Origin of the sequence: Actinoplanes octamycinicus (genome assembly GCF_014205225.1) — a bacterium.
GTDB classification, from domain to species: domain Bacteria; phylum Actinomycetota; class Actinomycetes; order Mycobacteriales; family Micromonosporaceae; genus Actinoplanes; species Actinoplanes octamycinicus.
In genome coordinates this window covers 4977655-4993601 of sequence record NZ_JACHNB010000001.1, presented here as the reverse complement: position 1 = coordinate 4993601, position 15947 = coordinate 4977655, and the positions used below count along the sequence as shown (strand labels likewise).

Sequence of the window (15947 nt, the reverse complement as noted above, 5' to 3'; positions counted from 1 at the left end):
CGGCCAGGCTAGCCAGTTTGATTGATCAACGTAGATGTTGATCTCCAGCCTGTGGACAACCGGTTCCGGACCCCACAAAGGATCACCGGCCCGGGGACGGTCCGGGCCGGTGATCAGGGAGTCGGTACGGTCAGCGGCCCTGCAGAGCCTTCACGTTGTCGCCGAAGGTCCAGCTCTTCGAACCGTCCCAGTTGATCGACCAGGTCATCAGGCCCTTGATCCCGGGCACCGAGTTGTACGCCTGGCTGACCAGCGCCGGCGTCATGTACCCGCCACCCGCGCCGGGCTGGGCGGGCAGGCCGGGCACCTGCTTGTCGTACGGAATCTTGATGGTCGTGCCCTGGATGGTCAGCCCGTTGTTCAGGCACTGGGTCTGCACGGTGAAGCCCTGCACGGTCCCGGCCGAGTACGAGTCGCCGGAGCAGCCGTACATCGAGCCGTTGTAGTACTGCATGTTCAGCCACCAGAGCCGGCCGTTGTCCAGGTACTTCTTGATGATCGGCAGGTACGAGCCCCAGATCGAGCCGTAGGTCACGCTGCCACCGGTCACGTACGCCGTCTCCGGCGCCATGGTCAGCCCGAAGTTCGACGGCATCTGGGCGAGCACCCCGTCGATGATCCGGATCAGGTTCGACTGCGAGGCGGAGAGCGTGCCGATGCTCCCGCTGCCGGAGAGCCCGGTCTCGATGTCGATGTCGATGCCGTCGAAGTTGTACGCCTTGAGGATCGGCACGATGGTCGCGACGAACTTGTCGGCGACCGCGCTGGAGCTCAGGTCGATGCCGGCCGCCGCGCCGCCGATCGACATCAGGATGGTGGCGCCCTGGGCCTTGGCCGCGCAGATCTCCGCGGCGGTCGGCACCTTCACGCCGGCGTCCATCCCGTTCTCCCAGAGGACCGTGCCGTCCGAGCGGATCACCGGGAACGCGGCCATCAGCACGTTGTAGCCGTGCTGGGTGATCCGGCTGTCGTTGATCGGGATCCAGCCCATGCCGGGGTGCACGCCGTTCGACGCGCCGTCCCAGTTCTCCCAGTAGCCCTGGAGCACCTTGCCGGCCGGGCGGCCCTTGACGGCGCAGGTCCCGCCGGTCGCGGTCGGGGACGGGCTGGCGGTGGGCGAGGTGGTCACCGAGGGCGACGGCGACGGCGGCCTGCTGGTGGTCGCCGAGACCGACGGGGACGGCGTGCCGCCGCCGCTGCAGGCGCCGAGGTCCTTCCACAGCGTCGGGGTGGCGGCCGGGTTCCAGCCGGTGCCGGCGTAGGCGGTGTGGGTGACCAGCGCCTGCCAGAGCTTCGACTGGTACGTCACCTGCTGGCCGGCGGTGTAGGTGACTCCCTCCGCCCAGACCGTCGAGGAGCAGGCCACCGCGGCCTCACCGGTGGCGGCGAACGCCACGGCCGAGCCGAGTGCCACCCCCACCCCGGCGACCAGCGCTAACACCTTGCGGCGAACACCCATGGCGACTCCTCGACAGCGAACGTGACCTGTGCCACCACATCGTGGCTTTCACGTTCACAAATATCAAGGGTTCTTAACAGTAAATTATGCAAGTCTCTTAACAGTCACCGGCAGCTCGACGAAGGCCCCGAACGGCTGCAGCGCCTCCTCCGCCGCGACCCAGTCCGCGGCGGTGAAGCCGGTCAGGGGCGAAACCTGCACGGAGACCGCTTTCTTGCCGAGCGTGCGCTTCCAGACGGCCATCACCTTGCCGTCGCGCGACAGCGTCGACTGGAACACCCCGTTGCCACCCGGGACGATGCTCTTCAGCTGGTCGACGGTGGCCATCATCGACCGGTCCTTGTAACCCAGCATGAACTCGTCGAAGCCGGGCAGCGCGCGCCAGCCGCGCACCGGACCGGCGTCCAGGACGGCCGGATCGGCCCACATCTCGACGCCGTCGACGTCCACCGCCACCAGGCCGGCGGCGGCGATCCCGGCCCGGGCGTCCTTCATCGCCAGCATGGTCCAGCCGGCGAAGTCCTTGGCCGTGGTGGGACCGTGACTGCGGAAGTAGCGATGCGCCAGGATGCCCAGCGCCTCCTCGCGCGACGGCGAGTTGCGGGCCGGCGCCCACTCGTCGAGCAGCACGAACGTCTGCTCGGCGCCCTCGTTCGGCGCGATCGCCGTCACGCCGCGCTGACTCGCGTACCACAGAAGGTGGTAGCCGAGCTGACCGCTCACCGCGACGCCGCCCTCGTTGATCGCGGCCACGCACGCTGATCGCGTCATCCGGCCGCCGCCCGCGAGGGCGGCGCCGAGAATGTCCGCCGCCTTGTCCGCATCGGCCTCGGACAGACCCAGGAACTCGCGGCGTTTCGCCGCGCCGGCCAGCGCGCGCACGCCGGTCAGCTCGAGCATCCAGTGCGCGTCGGCGGACGGGATCAGGTGCACGGTGCCGCGCATCGGCCAGGTGCGGATCACGTCGCGCCGCTCGGTCTCGGCGACGATCTCGGTGCGGGTGCGGCCGGGCAGCCGCACGCCGAGCGACCAGAGCACGCTGTTGAGATCCTGCGCCTGCAGGGCGCCGAACCACTCGGTGACCTCGCGGACCGACTCCTTGCCGGTGGAACCGAGCAGGAGGCTGGTCAGGCGAAGGCTCAGTGCCGTGTTGGTGTCCACGGCACTGAGCCTAGAAGCAAGGTCCGACAGAAATCAGCGGCCGCGGGCCGCCCGGTACCGCTTGATCAGCGCGTTCGTCGACGAGTCCGCGTCGTCGGCGGGCGCGGACGCCGAGGTCAGCTTGGGCGCCAGCTGGTTGGCCATCACCTTGCCGAGCTCGACACCCCACTGGTCGAACGAGTTGATCTCCCAGATCACGCCCTGGGTGAACGTGATGTGCTCGTAGAGCGCGACCAGCTGCCCGAACACCGCCGGGGTCAGTTTGTCGGCGAGGATCGTGGTGGTCGGGTGGTTGCCCTGCATCACCCGGTGCGGCGCGACCTCCGGCTTGGTGCCCTCGGCCCGCACCTGCTCCAGGGTCCGGCCGAAGGCCAGCGCCCCGGTCTGGGCCAGGAAGTTCGACATGAACAGGTCGTGCATCTCGCCGATGTCGTGGTTCGGCTTGCTGAACCCGATGAAGTCGGCCGGGATCAGCTTGGTCCCCTGGTGGATCAGCTGGTAGAAGGCGTGCTGGCCGTTGGTGCCGGGCTCGCCCCAGAAGACCTCGCCGGTCTGGAAGGTGACCGGGTCGCCGGAGAGCCGCACCGACTTGCCGTTGCTCTCCATGGTCAGCTGCTGCAGGTAGGCGGCGAACCGGTGCAGGTACTGCGCGTAGGGCAGGACCGCGTGCGACTGGGCGCCGAGGAACGTGTCGTACCAGACGTTGAGCAGGCCGAGCAGGGCCGGCACGTTCCGCTCGATCGGCGTGGTCCGGAAGTGCTCGTCGACGGCGTGGTAGCCGGCGAGCATCTCGGCGAACTGCTCCTTGCCGATCGAGATCATCACGGACAGGCCGACCGCGGAGGGCAGCGAGTAGCGGCCACCCACCCAGTCCCAGAAGCCGAACATGTTGTCGGTGTTGATGCCGAAGTCAGCGACCTTCTCGGCGTTCGTGCTGACGGCGACGAAGTGTTTCGCGACGGCGGACTCGTCGGACAGACCGCGCAGCAGCCAGGACCGGGCCTCCCGCGCGTTGGTCAGCGTCTCCTGCGTGGTGAACGTCTTCGACACCACGATGAAGAGGGTGGTGGCCGGGTCGAGGTCACGCGTCTTCTCGTACAGGTCGGTCGGGTCGATGTTGGAGACGAACCGGCACTCGATGTCGCGCTGCGAGTAGTCCTTCAGCGCCTCGTAGGCCATCACCGGGCCCAGGTCAGAACCGCCGATCCCGATGTTGACCACGGTGGTGATCCGCTGCCCGGTGTGCCCCACCCACTCGCCGGAGCGCACCTTGTCGGCGAACGCGCCCATCCGGTCGAGCACCTCGTGCACGTCGGCCACCACGTCCTGGCCGTCGACGACCAGCGAGGCCGACCGCGGCAGGCGCAGCGCGGTGTGCAGCACCGCGCGGTCCTCGGTGACGTTGATGTGCTCGCCGGCGAACATCGCGGTGATCCGCTCGCTCAGCTTCGCCCGGCCGGCCAGCGCGAACAGGGAGGCCAGCACCTCGTCGGTGACCAGGTTCTTGCTGTAGTCGACGTACAGGTCGGCGACCTCGGCCGCGTAGCGCTCGCCGCGCTGCGGGTCGCTGCCGAACAGGTCACGCAGGTGGACCGCCGAGAACTTCTCCGCGTGGCCCTGAAGTGCCTGCCACTCGGCGCTGTCGGAAACGTGTTCGCTCATCTCTCCCACTCCGGACCGGGACACTCGCACACTTCGCCCATCGTGGCACGTACCGCTGCCGGACGCGGCGAAGTGGGGCTCATAGACGGAGCCGTCCTGGCGCCCACCGCGAGGTTATCCCCACGACGACCGCAACCCGCCAGCGCGTCCCCTTGATCCCGCTGCAGGCGACCACTGCCGTTCTGTACCTTTGCGGCCCCGGCGCGTCCCGCTCCTTTGTAGGCTGCCGGAGTGATCATGCAGCTGGCGACCGCGGTGGATCGTCACCGGCGACCGATCGTGCTCACCGCCGTCACGCTCACCGCCGCCGCCCTGGCCGCGCGCGCCGCCGGCGCGGACCCGGACCCGCTGGCCGCCGGACTGGCCGTGCCGCTGGCCGTCGCCCTGCTGCTGGTGTTCCCGATCATGGTGGCCCCGGTCTGGCGCAAGCGGACCGGGTTACGGCTCGACGAGCCCACCCGCTCGTTCCGCACCCCGCGGACCGGCGTGGTGCCGCTGTTCGGCGTGATCCACCTGACCCTGCTCGGCATCCTCCTGCTGATCCCGGCCGACACCCCGAAATACCGGCTCATCGTGCCGGTCGCCGCGCTGGCCCTGCTCGGCTACGCCCGCGCGCTCTGGTACGGGCTCGGCGTCACCCTGACAGCGGACGGCGTGCACGCCGACAAGTACACCGGCTCGCTCACCTTCCCCTGGGAGGCGCTCGACCCGGACCGGCCGCCGAAGGTCGTCTCGCACGAGGTGGAGATCCACTACCACCGGCCGGACCTGATCCGGGTCACCGGCCGGCTGGTCCGCCGCCGGACCGTGATCACCGAAGGCATCCGGCCGGAGCTGGTCGCCGCCGCGCTCCGGCACTACCTGGCGCACCCGGCGGAACGGGCCCGGATCGGCACCCGGGACGGGCTCGACCGGCTGGCCGAGGCCACCGGGGACCGCGCCGAGCTGGAACGGGACACGCCGGTGTGGACCGGCCGCGGTCTGGCGGCGGCCGTGCTGACCGCCCTGCTGCTGTTCCCCTGCGCGATCGGCATCGAGGTGTGGGCCGACGGCCGGTTCGGCGAGGACTCGGCCGGCGCGGTCGTGGTCCACCTGGTCACCGGCGCGCTCACGATGGCCGCCGGCGGCCTGGTGGTCGAGGCGATCCGCGGCTACCGCCGCCGCCACCGGTAGCTATCATCCGCCGATGATCTTGAACATCTCGGCGGCGGGTCGAGGGTGTCGCGCCGGGCCTGGTCGCCGCGACCATCATCGGTTCGGTGCGGCTGCTGCGGCGGCGCGGCTGAAATTTGTCGTACCCCTCTCCTAGGTTCTCGCGCATGGTTACCGCGGCTTACACGTACCTCGGTTCGTCGACTCTGGACGACCGGCTGACCTTGCAGACCTCCGGTGGGCCGGCGGCGCACCCGCGCTTCTTCACCGGTTTCCTCACCTCGCCCGGCGCCGCGGCGACCGGCCTGCTGGCCGTGGCCGAGGTGGCCCGCACCCGCTATTTCCGGCCGCTGCCGCCGGCCAGCCTGGACCCGGTGGTGACGGCCGGCTCCGACCGGTTGCGGTTCGAGTCGTTCTCCGGCTGCTGCGGCGTCTATGCCCGGCTCGACGTGCTCCCCGGCGGGCTGGACGGCGAGATCCTCGCCCACGGCACCACCAATGTCGACGTCAACCTGCCGTTGCAGCGCGCGCTGACCCGGGTCGGCCGGTCCGACCCGATGCACGTCGCGGTCGGCCCCGACGACCTCACCGTGACCACCTTCGACGGTCCGCTGGTGGAGCGGAAGGTGCCGCTCCCGTCCCGCTGGCTGCGCGGTTTCGCCGAGGCGCAGGTGCTCACCGCCCGCTTCGACCCACGCGCCGAGATCGGCGTGGCCGAGGCCCGCGCCCTGGTCAACCGGCTGCCCGCCACCGACAAGTCGGTGCTCTGGGCGGTTCCGGCCGGTCGTTCGCTGCGCTTCACCTCCCGGCCCGTGCCGGGCGCGGTCTGCCTGCCCGGTGCGGGCCGCCTGGCTGCGCTGAAACCCTTCCTTCGGTACGCGGTGAGCCTGCGCGTCTACGGCCCGGCCGTCGCCGCGGGCAGTGGCCCGGTGGCCAGCACCTGGGAGCTGAGCATGCCCACCCTCCGCCTGTCGGTGACCCTCTCCCCGGAGCCGTACCGCGGCTTCTCCGGCGAGGGCGCGGTCCTGGAGTCGCTCGCCTCCGACGAGGTGACCGACGACGCCGACCTGGTCAGCGCCCTGCTCTCCTGGGACCCGACGATCGACGTGGACGCGCTGGCGACCGCATCCGGGCTGGGCGCCACTCGGGTCCGCGACGCGCTGACCCAGCTGGGCACCGCCGGCCGGGTCGGTTATGACGTGGCTGAGGCCGGCTATTTCCACCGCACCCTGCCCTACGCGGCGGACGCGGTGGAGCGGATGAACCCGCGGCTGGCCGGCGCCCGCGCGCTGATCAGCGCCGGCGCGGTCACCCTCGGCCCGGAGGTGTCGGTGGTGGTCAGCGGCGACCAGACCTACCACGTGCGGCACGAGTCGCAGTCCTGCACCTGCCCGTGGTGGGCGAAACACCGCGGTGGCCGCGGCCCGTGCAAGCACGTCCTCGCGGTCCGGATGGCCCGCGCCGGCGAGACCGCCGAGACGATCGAGAAAGCCGAGGCGGCGGCATGACCGGCTCGATCTCGGCGGTCTCGGTGGCCCGCGCCCGGCGCACTCGCACCGAGCCGCTCAGCTGGGCGGCGATCGACCACCTGGCCCGCCACGACGATCTGCCGGGTCTCACCCTCCTGCTGCTCGCCACGCCCGAGGAGGAGCGGGTCGCCCTGGCCCCCGCGGTGGACGCCGGCATCAAGAGCGCCGACCCGGACCGCTGGTGGGGCCGCCGCGGCAACCCCAACCCGGGCTACGCCCTGGCCGTGATCGGCTGCATGCCGTCCGCCGCCCGGGCCGCCGCGGCGCTGGGCCGGCGCGGCATGCGTCTCTGGACCCAGGGCTCCCCCGAGTTCTTCCTGGAGATCGCCCGGTCCCGGCAGCTGCCGTGGCTGGGTGACCTGGGCCGCCGGCTGGCCGACCGGATCCCGGCCCGCGACCCGTGGGCCGTCGACTGGCGGTTCATCACCGCGGTGCTCCGGGAGGGCGGCGTGGAGCCACCGGTCACCGAGGGCTTCGTGCGCGGCTGGCTGGGCGAGCTGTTCGACTCCCCCGGCCGGGGCCAGCGCCGGGCGCCGCTGGTCCAGCGCATGCGCGAGGACCCCTACCTGCCGCTGCTGCTGCCGGCGGTCTTCGAGATCGACCGGCTCGGCGCCGTCGTGGCCGGCGGCTCATGGGACGAGACGACCAACCGGTGGGAGAGCGCGCCGCGCTTCCCGGGCGTGGTCGCCGAGCTGGTCGCCGAGGGCACGCTGGCCCGCCCGGCCATCCTCGACCTGACCGTCGACCGGCTGCTGCGCGGCGGCAAGCCGCATGATGTGCGCCCGTTCGTCCTGCTGCACGACGCGCTCGCGCCGACCGTCGACGAGCTGGCCGGGCACGCCGCGGACTACGCCCGGCTGCTGCCGGAGGCGCCGGGCACGGTGGCCACGCTCGCGCAGAGATCGTTGCGGGCCGTCGACGAGGCCGGCCGCCTGGAGCTGGAGACGCTCCTCGAGGCCAGTCAGCCGACCTTGGTCCGCACCGAGAAAACTCTGGTGAAGGCCCAGCTCTCCTGGCTGGAGAGGGTCGCCCGCCGGCAGCCGGACCGGGCCGGCGAGGTGCTGGAGACGGTCGCCGCCGCATTCGGCCACCCGGCCCTGGACGTGCAGGAGCGGGCGCTGACCCTGATCGGCAAGCAGGCCGGCCGGCTCGACCCGGCGACCGTGGGCCGGCTCGCCGAGGCGTCCGCCGCCCTGGCCGGCGACCTGCCGGGCCGGGCCGCCGAGCTGTTCGGCACGGTCGCCGAGGCGCCGGCCGCGATCCCGCAGCTGCCGCCGGCCGCCCCGCCGGCCGAGCTGCCGCCGCCGATCGCCACGGCCGGCGAGCTGGCCGAGGAGCTGGTCGCGCTCTGCCACGAGGAGACCGCGGTCCGCTGGGAGCGGGTGCTGGCCGGGCTGGTCTCGCTCTACACCGTGGCGGGCTCGGCGGCGCTGGCCACCGCCCTGCAGCCGGTGCTCGACCGCTACCCGTCCACCTTCACGGAGAACTCGTGGAACCGGACCTCCCCCGGCGTCTACCTCGGCGAGGCGATCCGCGCCGCGCTGGACACCGAGCGGCCGGGTGTGTGGCGGCGGATGCTGGCCGGGATCGAGGGCCGGCAGCTGCTGCGGGTCTCGCAGCGGACCTTCGACGCGGTGCGCACCGCCTGGCAGGGCGGTGTCCGCGGCGGTCCGGACGCGGCTTTCGCCCCCACCCCGGACGGCGTGCTCGCGCTGCGCGTCGCCGAGGTCGCGGTGCAGCTCACCCGCACCCTGGTGCCGGCCGTGGTGGCCACCCCGACGCACGTGACCGGCAGCCTGGACCCGGCGGTGCTGCTGGACCGGCTGCGGCGGGCCGAGGCGGAGGGCTGGCAGCCGTGGCCGGTCGACTTCGAGCAGGCGCTGCTGCGGCTGCCCCGGCAGGCCGATCCGGCGGTCGTCGCCGGCGCCGCCGAGCTGACCTCGCCGGCCGGTCAGCAGTTCGCCGCCTGGCTGGCCGCCGGTGGCCTGCCCGACCCGGTGAGCACCCGCTGGGAGCAGCGACCGGCCACGGTGGACCAGCAGTACGCTCCGGTCGCTCGGCGGGCGGTCGCCGCCGTGCGCCCGGCCCGCGACGGCGGCCTGCGGCTGGAGCGCCAGCTGCTCACCCTGGAGCCGAGGTCCTTCCCCCAGCTCTGGCCGGACGACTTCCGGCGGCGCGGTGACGTGCTGGCCATGGTGCTGCCGCACCACCGGGAGGTGACCGCGGCCTGGATGCTCTCGGAGCTGGCCGCGCTCGCCGACCAGGACCAGCGCGACGGCGCCGAGGTGCTGCCGCTGCTCGCCGAGTGCGGCGGGCCGGTCGGCCCGGCCCTGGCCTACGGCTTGGCATATTCGTTGGGCGCCCGGCACCAGGAGAGCCGGTTGGCGGCGGTTGACGCGTTGGTCACGCTCGCGGCCCGCCCGGAGCCGTTCGCCCCGGCGGTCGGCGCGGCCCTCGCCGACCTGTGCGCCGACGGCCTGGTGAAACTGTCCCGGCTGGTCCCCGCCCTGGCCGAGATCCACCTGGCCGGCGCCTCGGTGGCGCTGTGGGAGCTGCTGACCGCCGCTCTCCCGCCGCTGCTGCCCACCGGTCAGCGCGGCCTGCCCGACCTGCTCGAACTGTCCACCCAGGTGGCCGGCGCGGTCCGAGCTCGCAGCGCGATCCCGGGCCTCGCCGAGATCGCCGCCCGTCCCGGCACCACCCGCCTGGTCAAGGAGGCGAAGCGCCTGCACAGCGTCCTCCATCCCTGAGCCCGCGGGGCCCCGGTTCACCCGGGGTGGCCCCGCAGCCGGGCGGCAGACCGGCGGCACGCCCGGTCCGGAACCCGGGATTCCGGACCGGGCGCGTGCGGCCGCGCCCCGGCCGCAGCTCGCCACCACCGAGCGGCCGGTCTCACGTGGCGGCCTTCCCGCGCGCCAACCCCTGCCGCGTGTCCCCTTCCCGCGCGGTAACCCCGTCCCGCCGCTACCCGCACCGCGCCGCGCCGCCCCCGCACCGCGCCGCCACTCGCACCGCGCCGCCGCCCGCACGACCGCCCGCACCACACCGCCGCCCGCACGACCGCCCGCACCCGCCACCCGCACGACGACCGCCCGCACCACACCGCTGCCCGCACCGCACCGCCGCGGCCCGCACCGCCGCGGCCCGCACCGCCGCCGCCCGCACCGCACCGCCACCCGCACCGCACCGCCACCCGCACGACGACCGCCCGCACCGCACCGCCGCCCGCACGACCGCCCGCACCACACCGCGCCGCGCCACCACCCGCACTGCGCCGCCCCCACCGGGCGGTGGGTCAGGACGGCGGGAAGAGGGCGGAGCGCATCAGCGGAGCCAGGGCCTGCGTGTAGGCGACCGTGAGGTGGCTGTTGTCCCGATAGACCAGGGTGTCCCCGATGATCATCGGGCAGACGTCGGTGCAGAACCAGCGGGTCGGGTCGACCACCCGGACACCCGACGCACGGGCCGCCGCCGCCACCAGGTCGCGGCGGTGCGGCTCGGTGACACTGCCCTTCATCGACTCCAGGCAGCGGGTGATCCGGGCCGCGTTGGCCGCGACGCACTCCGGGGCGGCCTGGTGCAGCCACGGCGTGTCCTGCAGCATCACCAGGTCCAGACCGGACAGCCGGTCGAAGGTCTTCCGCCAGCCCTCGGCCCAGAGCGGATCGTCCGCGCGGCCGGGTCGCGGCACCGGCTTGCCGCTCGCGTCGATCAGACCGCCGTTGTCCGCGTTGTTGGAGACCAGCAGCACCAGGTCGGGCCGTTCCGCGCGGATCCGGTTCAGCACCTTGTCGCGGAAGTCCACGCACTCGGTGTAGGGCCGCTTCAGCTCGGTGTTGCGGACCAGCACCGACGGCACCTGGCAGGCCGCCTTGGTGAGCGCCACCAGTTTCCAGCCCTGCTGCCGGGCCGCCTCGTCGACCGCCGGGAACCAGTGCGCCGCGTGCGAGTCACCGATCAGGTAGAGCGTCCTGGCCCCGGCCGGGTCGCCGTAGACGCAGTCGCCGCCCAGCTCCGCCGAGCGGAAGTCGGCCAGGTGGCACTTGGCCGCGTAGTGCGCCGGCAGCACCGCGTTGGCCTCGGTCAGCTTCGGTTGCAGGTTGGACGGCATCCGGTTCGCCTTCGCCGACGCGGTGATCAGCTCGGTGAGCCGGGCCTGCGGGTCGCTCGCGGCGGCCAGCTCGGTGGCGACGTGCGGCGCGGCCGCCCCGATCGGCAGCGGCGGCACGTGCCTGCCGGCGGCCAGGCCGGCGGTCGCGGTGATCAGCGACAGGGTGAGCCCGAAGACCAGGCCGCGGCGTGCCTTCCCGCGCAGCCACGGCTGCGCCCGCAGCGGGTTCTCCACCAGGTGGTAGGTGACGAAGGCCAGCACCAGCGCGCCGCCCGCGAAGACCAGGTTGAGCGTGGTCGTCTCGTCCCGCGGCAGCACCGCCGGCCAGATCATCAGTACCGGCCAGTGCCACAGGTACCAGCCGTAGGACAGCTTCCCGACCAGCTGCATCGGCGGGGTGCCGAGCAGCGCCGCCGCTCCGCCCCGGCCGCCGCCCGGCGTACCGCCGGCGATCACCGCGGCCGCGCCGAGCACGGGCAGCGCGGCGGCGTACCCGGGAAAGGGGGTTTGCTCGTCGAAGCGGACCGCGGCCGTGAGCACCGCGGCCAGCCCGCCCCAGGAGAGCGTCAGCGCCGCGGCGCGCGGGAGGCCACGCAGCCGGGCGGCGCCGACCGCGAGCAGCGCGCCGGCGCCGAGTTCCCAGGCCCGGGTGTGCGATCCGAAGTAGGCGTACGGCGCGACCGTGGCGGTCTGCTGGACGCTGAGCGCGAGCGAGACCACGGCCAGGCCGCCGAGCGCCACCGCCAGCCGCCGCGACGAGCGCACCGTGATCAGCAGGAGCAGCGGCCAGATCAGGTAGAACTGTTCCTCCACGGCCAGCGACCAGAGATGCTGCAGCGGCGAGGGGTCGGTCTCGGAGGCCAGGTAGTCGATGCCCGCGGCGGCCAGCCGCCAGTTGATGCCGTAGAAGGTGCTGGACACCGCGTCGAGGGCGATGCCTTTGAACCGGGTGGCGGGCAGCCACAGCCAGCTGGCCAGCACGGTCGCGAGCACCACCACGGTGGCGACCGGGAGCAGCCGCAGCGCGCGCCGGGCGTAGAACCGGGGCAGCGAGATCCGCCCGGCTCGCCGGTGCTCCCCGATCAGCAGCGTGGTGATCAGGAACCCGGAGATCACGAAGAACACGTCGACGCCGACGTAGCCGCCGGCGAACCGGCCGACGCCGGCGTGCGAGAGCACCACCAGGGTCACCGCGACGGCGCGCAGTCCCTCGATGTCCGGGCGGAACTTCGGATGCCCCGTTTCCGGAGCGGCCGGCGCGGCGGTGGTTCGCGGCGGCGCGGTGATCAGGCTCGACGACACGGCGCATTGCACCAGCCGGTCCCGACCCGCCGGTGTCCCGCCGGCGAACAGCCGCGTGAACTCAGCGGACGAACAGGTGAAGCGGACGCCGGGAAAGCGAAAACGCCGCCCGGGCGGGGGACCCGGGCGGCGCTTTCTCAGGGGGTGAGTGAAGTTCAGCCGATCTTGACGTTGAAGATCGGGTTGGCGGCCAGCTTCTTGAAGGAGGCGAGCGACGCCGGGGTGCTGTCGATGCTGATGTCGCGGTCGCCCTCGTCGTCGTGCTTGGTGTCGAAGTGCACGATCGCCTTGATCGCGGACCGCTTCTTCAGCTGCTCGACGACGCTGTTGTAGACGAAGGACTTGTCGGCCTTCTTGCCCACGCGGTGGTAGGCGCCCCACTCGGCGATCATGACCGGCTTGCCGGCGTGCTTGGTGACGGCCCAGTCGTACCAGCCCTGCGCGCCGCCCTTGGCCTTGCGGTCGAGCAGCGCCGAGAAGTCACCGAAGTGGTAGTAGCCCTTCTCCACGGAGACGTAGGAGTCCAGACCCATCCAGTCGACGACGTCGTCGCCGGGGTAGAGGTCCTTCCACCACGACTGCGCCATCCACTTCTCGTTGCCCATGTAGGCCAGCACGTTGACCACGTTGGTCACGCCCTGGGCGCGCAGCCGCAGGATGGTGTGCCGGTACATGGCCGCGAAGTCCTTGGCCTCCATGCCCGAGCCGGCCTTCGCCACCACGTCGTTCTCCGGCTCGTGGTTCAGGACCAGGAAGAACTTCTTGCCGTACGCCTTGGCGCGCGCCGCGAAGGCGTCGATCCGCTTGTCCTGCTGGCCCTTGGCGACCGCGGCCCAGGTGGTGCCGTACGCGATCTTCCAGTTCTCCAGCAGCACCCGCGGGCGGGCGGCGTCGGTGGTCATCGCGATCTCGGCCTTGGTCGGGAACGGCTCGTTGCCCTTGTGGTACTGGTGGAAGATGCTGGCGGTCCGGCCGCTCGCCTTCTCCCACGTCTTCAGCGCCTGGTCCCGGGGCGCGCTGGTGAAGCCACCAGCGGCACCGCCCCACAGAACGCCACAGGTCGGGACCAGCTTCGCGCCGGTCACGCATCCCGCGTCGGCAGCCTGCGTAGCGGCCTGTGCCGGCGTGGCCGCGACGGCGCCGGTGACACCGGCGGCGAGAGCGGTCAGCGTCAGTACGGTCTTGCGCAGCGTCGAACGCATCAAGATGAAGAAATCCCCCCGTTTGTCCAGCGGCCGAGACCGCCGGGCCTGTCCGGCGGGTGTTGGCCGCCGGGCACCTGTCCGGCGGTGTGTCCCGCCGGGCATGAGAAGAGATTCCAGGGCGTGGGGTGCACGGCAAGTGCCCGTGCCGGTGCGGGGAGGTTGCGGGTGTCGTCACCGCCGGTAACAAGTCTGGGCGGCGCTGACGCGCCGCCCAGAGCAGCCCGGCCCGCTTGTGGCGCCGGGAAGTTTACGGATCCGCCGGGGCCCGACTGGTGGGTTCGGATGCCGGGGACACCGGCGGATCGGCCGACGCATCGCCGTAAAACTTCTTGGGTTTCACGACGACTGCCGGATGACAAGCGGTGTGGCCCGCTCGACGGTGAAGATCATACGGTTCTGCGGGCCGGGGTCCAGCGCTGGGCAGCGAATGGTGACGCGGCTTACGGCAGGAACTCTAGTGCGCGCGGGCGGCAGCGCCCCGGCGGGTGCCGCGGCGCACGCACCCCGCACGGGAGGTCACTTGGAGTGATCGTTCTCCGCGTCCGGTTCGCTCTCCACCGCGACCTCGGGCGGCAGGCCGGTGCCGATCGCGGCGAAGACCGCGGGCCGGTCCCGCCGCAGCCGGCGGCCCCACCAGACGCCGAGCAGGTAGACGATCAGGAAGGCCAGCGGCGGCGACCACACCTTGAGCGGGTTGTCGGAGTCCAGCAGGTCACCGAAGAACGCCACCGAGAGCAGCAGCATCAGGGTCAGGAAGACGGTGGCGATCCACGGCGCGACCGAGCGGCGCCACCGCGTCTCGCCGTGCGGGTCGCGCCGGAAGAACCGGACCACCGCGAACGACGCGATCGTCATCAGCGCCAGCACGCCGAGGCCGCCGGAGACGGTGCCGAAGAAGAACAGGTCGGTGGTCGGGTTCAGGACCAGCGCCGCGAAGAGCAACAGCACCACCAGGGCCAGCCCGGACTGGGCCAGCGAGGCTGCGACCGGCACCTGGTCGCGGGTGCGGGCCAGGGCCGGCGGGAGCACGCCCTCGCGGGCGACGGTCAACGCGTACCGCGCGACCGTGTGGTGGAAGGCGAGCATCGCGGCGAACAGGCTGGTCGCGAAGAACACCCGGGCCAGGTCGGTGATCACGGCCGGCAGGAACGGGTCGGGGAGCACGAAGAACAGGTCGTTGAGGTACTGCGCGGCCACGTCGATGATGTGCTCCGGGCCGGCGACGACCGACATCGCCCAGGCGGACCCGCCGTACAGGATCGCGGCGACGCCCAGGGTCATGAAGATCGCCCGGGCCACCGTGCGGCGCGGGTCGCGGGCCTCGGGCGCGTAGACCAGCGGCGCCTCGAAGCCGACCATCCCGGCGACCGCGCCGACCAGCAGCGACACCCCACCGGCGCTGGCGATCAGCCCTGGGTTCAGGGTGTCGAAGGCGACCGAGCCGCCGGCCGGGTGCGCCACCATCACCAGGTCGAGGGTGAGCACGATGAGCACCTCGGCGCAGACCAGCACGGTCAGGATCCGGGCGTTGAAGTCGATCTGCCGCAGGCCGAGCAGGGCGATCACCGCCCAGCCGAGCAGCGCCCAGACGATCCACGACATCTTCAGCCCGAAGATCGCGGCGGCGTTGTGCGCGGCGACGCCGAACGCGCCGTAGAGACCGATCTGCATGGCGTTGTAGGCGAGCAGCGCGATGAACGCGGTGCCCACGCCGGCCGGACGGGTCAGGCCCGTGGCCGCGTAGGCGTAGAAGGCGCCCCGGTTCGGCACGTGCCGGGCCATCGCCACCAGGCCCACCGTGAAGATCGCCAGCACCGCGGCCACCAGCACGTAGGCGACCGGGATGCCCTTCTCCTTCACCTCGCCGTAGCCCAGGGGCAGCGCGCCGGCGACGACGGTGAGCGGCGTCATCGCGGAGACCGCGATGACGAACACCGACCAGGTGCCGAGTTTGCGAGTGGTCTGCTCGGTGAGCCCCGAATCCGACACGGCGCCTCCTGTCCACAGCGGATCAGTGCCAGACGCCGAACATATCGAAGTTACCCGATCTTGGGGCGGCTTGTTTCCGCTCCGCCCGACACGGGTAGATTCGTACCTATGCCCATCGGCCCGCAGCCGCACGGCCGCCGCGGCACTGTCGAGGAGCCGTACAGTCCGCTGAACCTGCGGCTCGTCCTCGCCGCCATCGGCCTGGTGGTGTGCACCGTCCTGTCGATCCTGCTCTTCCGCGCCGGCTGGACCGTGCCGGGCTGGCTGCTGGCCGCCTGGGCGGTGGCCGCGGTCGCCGACATGGTGGTGATCCAGCTGCGCCGCCGGGCCCGGCGGCGCGCCGAGGGCGGCAAGCGGCACAGCCTCTTCGAGTGACG

At 72.4% G+C, this 15947-nt stretch carries 10 protein-coding genes; 4 read left to right on the top strand and 6 right to left on the bottom strand.

The features are described from left to right. Positions 1-130: 130 nt before the first annotated feature. The 3 genes from BJY16_RS21790 to pgi form a co-directional block, all read right to left on the bottom strand. Positions 131-1459: a carbohydrate-binding protein gene (locus BJY16_RS21790; RefSeq protein ID WP_185041434.1), complete on the bottom strand. Its 1329-nt coding sequence runs from the start codon at positions 1457-1459 to the stop codon at positions 131-133. An 84-nt stretch (positions 1460-1543) separates the two neighbouring features. Beyond that, complete coding sequence (locus tag BJY16_RS21785; RefSeq protein ID WP_185041433.1) at positions 1544-2620, bottom strand: winged helix DNA-binding domain-containing protein; 1077 nt, start codon at positions 2618-2620, stop codon at positions 1544-1546. A gap of 33 nt (positions 2621-2653) precedes the next feature. Then, positions 2654-4282, bottom strand: coding sequence for a glucose-6-phosphate isomerase (gene pgi / locus BJY16_RS21780; RefSeq protein ID WP_185041432.1), 1629 nt, complete (start codon positions 4280-4282; stop codon positions 2654-2656). Between the two features lie 231 nt (positions 4283-4513). Here pgi and BJY16_RS21775 point away from each other — a divergent pair, with 231 nt between their 5' ends. From BJY16_RS21775 to BJY16_RS21765, 3 genes are all read left to right on the top strand, one after another. Then, positions 4514-5455, top strand: coding sequence for a hypothetical protein (locus BJY16_RS21775; RefSeq protein ID WP_185041431.1), 942 nt, complete (start codon positions 4514-4516; stop codon positions 5453-5455). A gap of 146 nt (positions 5456-5601) precedes the next feature. After that, the gene (locus tag BJY16_RS21770; protein WP_185041430.1) at positions 5602-6942 is read left to right on the top strand and encodes an SWIM zinc finger family protein; all 1341 of its coding nucleotides are present in this window, start codon (positions 5602-5604) and stop codon (positions 6940-6942) included. After that, positions 6939-9713, top strand: coding sequence for a DUF6493 family protein (locus BJY16_RS21765; protein ID WP_185041429.1), 2775 nt, complete (start codon positions 6939-6941; stop codon positions 9711-9713). The genes BJY16_RS21770 and BJY16_RS21765 overlap by 4 nt, the downstream gene beginning before the upstream one ends. A 545-nt stretch (positions 9714-10258) precedes the next feature. On the opposite strand, the gene BJY16_RS21760 is transcribed toward BJY16_RS21765, so the two are convergent. The 3 genes from BJY16_RS21760 to BJY16_RS21750 form a co-directional block, all read right to left on the bottom strand. After that, a complete protein-coding gene (locus BJY16_RS21760) occupies positions 10259-12376 on the bottom strand; it encodes an acyltransferase family protein (protein WP_185041428.1) in 2118 nt (705 codons plus the stop codon). A gap of 155 nt (positions 12377-12531) precedes the next feature. Beyond that, a complete protein-coding gene (locus BJY16_RS21755) occupies positions 12532-13578 on the bottom strand; it encodes a glycoside hydrolase family 26 protein (protein ID WP_185041427.1) in 1047 nt (348 codons plus the stop codon). A 519-nt stretch (positions 13579-14097) separates the two neighbouring features. Next, the gene (locus BJY16_RS21750; protein ID WP_239176713.1) at positions 14098-15570 is read right to left on the bottom strand and encodes an APC family permease; all 1473 of its coding nucleotides are present in this window, start codon (positions 15568-15570) and stop codon (positions 14098-14100) included. Positions 15571-15678: 108 nt separating this feature from the next. Here BJY16_RS21750 and BJY16_RS21745 point away from each other — a divergent pair, with 108 nt between their 5' ends. Then, the gene (locus BJY16_RS21745; protein WP_185041426.1) at positions 15679-15945 is read left to right on the top strand and encodes a hypothetical protein; all 267 of its coding nucleotides are present in this window, start codon (positions 15679-15681) and stop codon (positions 15943-15945) included. Positions 15946-15947 lie beyond the last annotated feature (2 nt).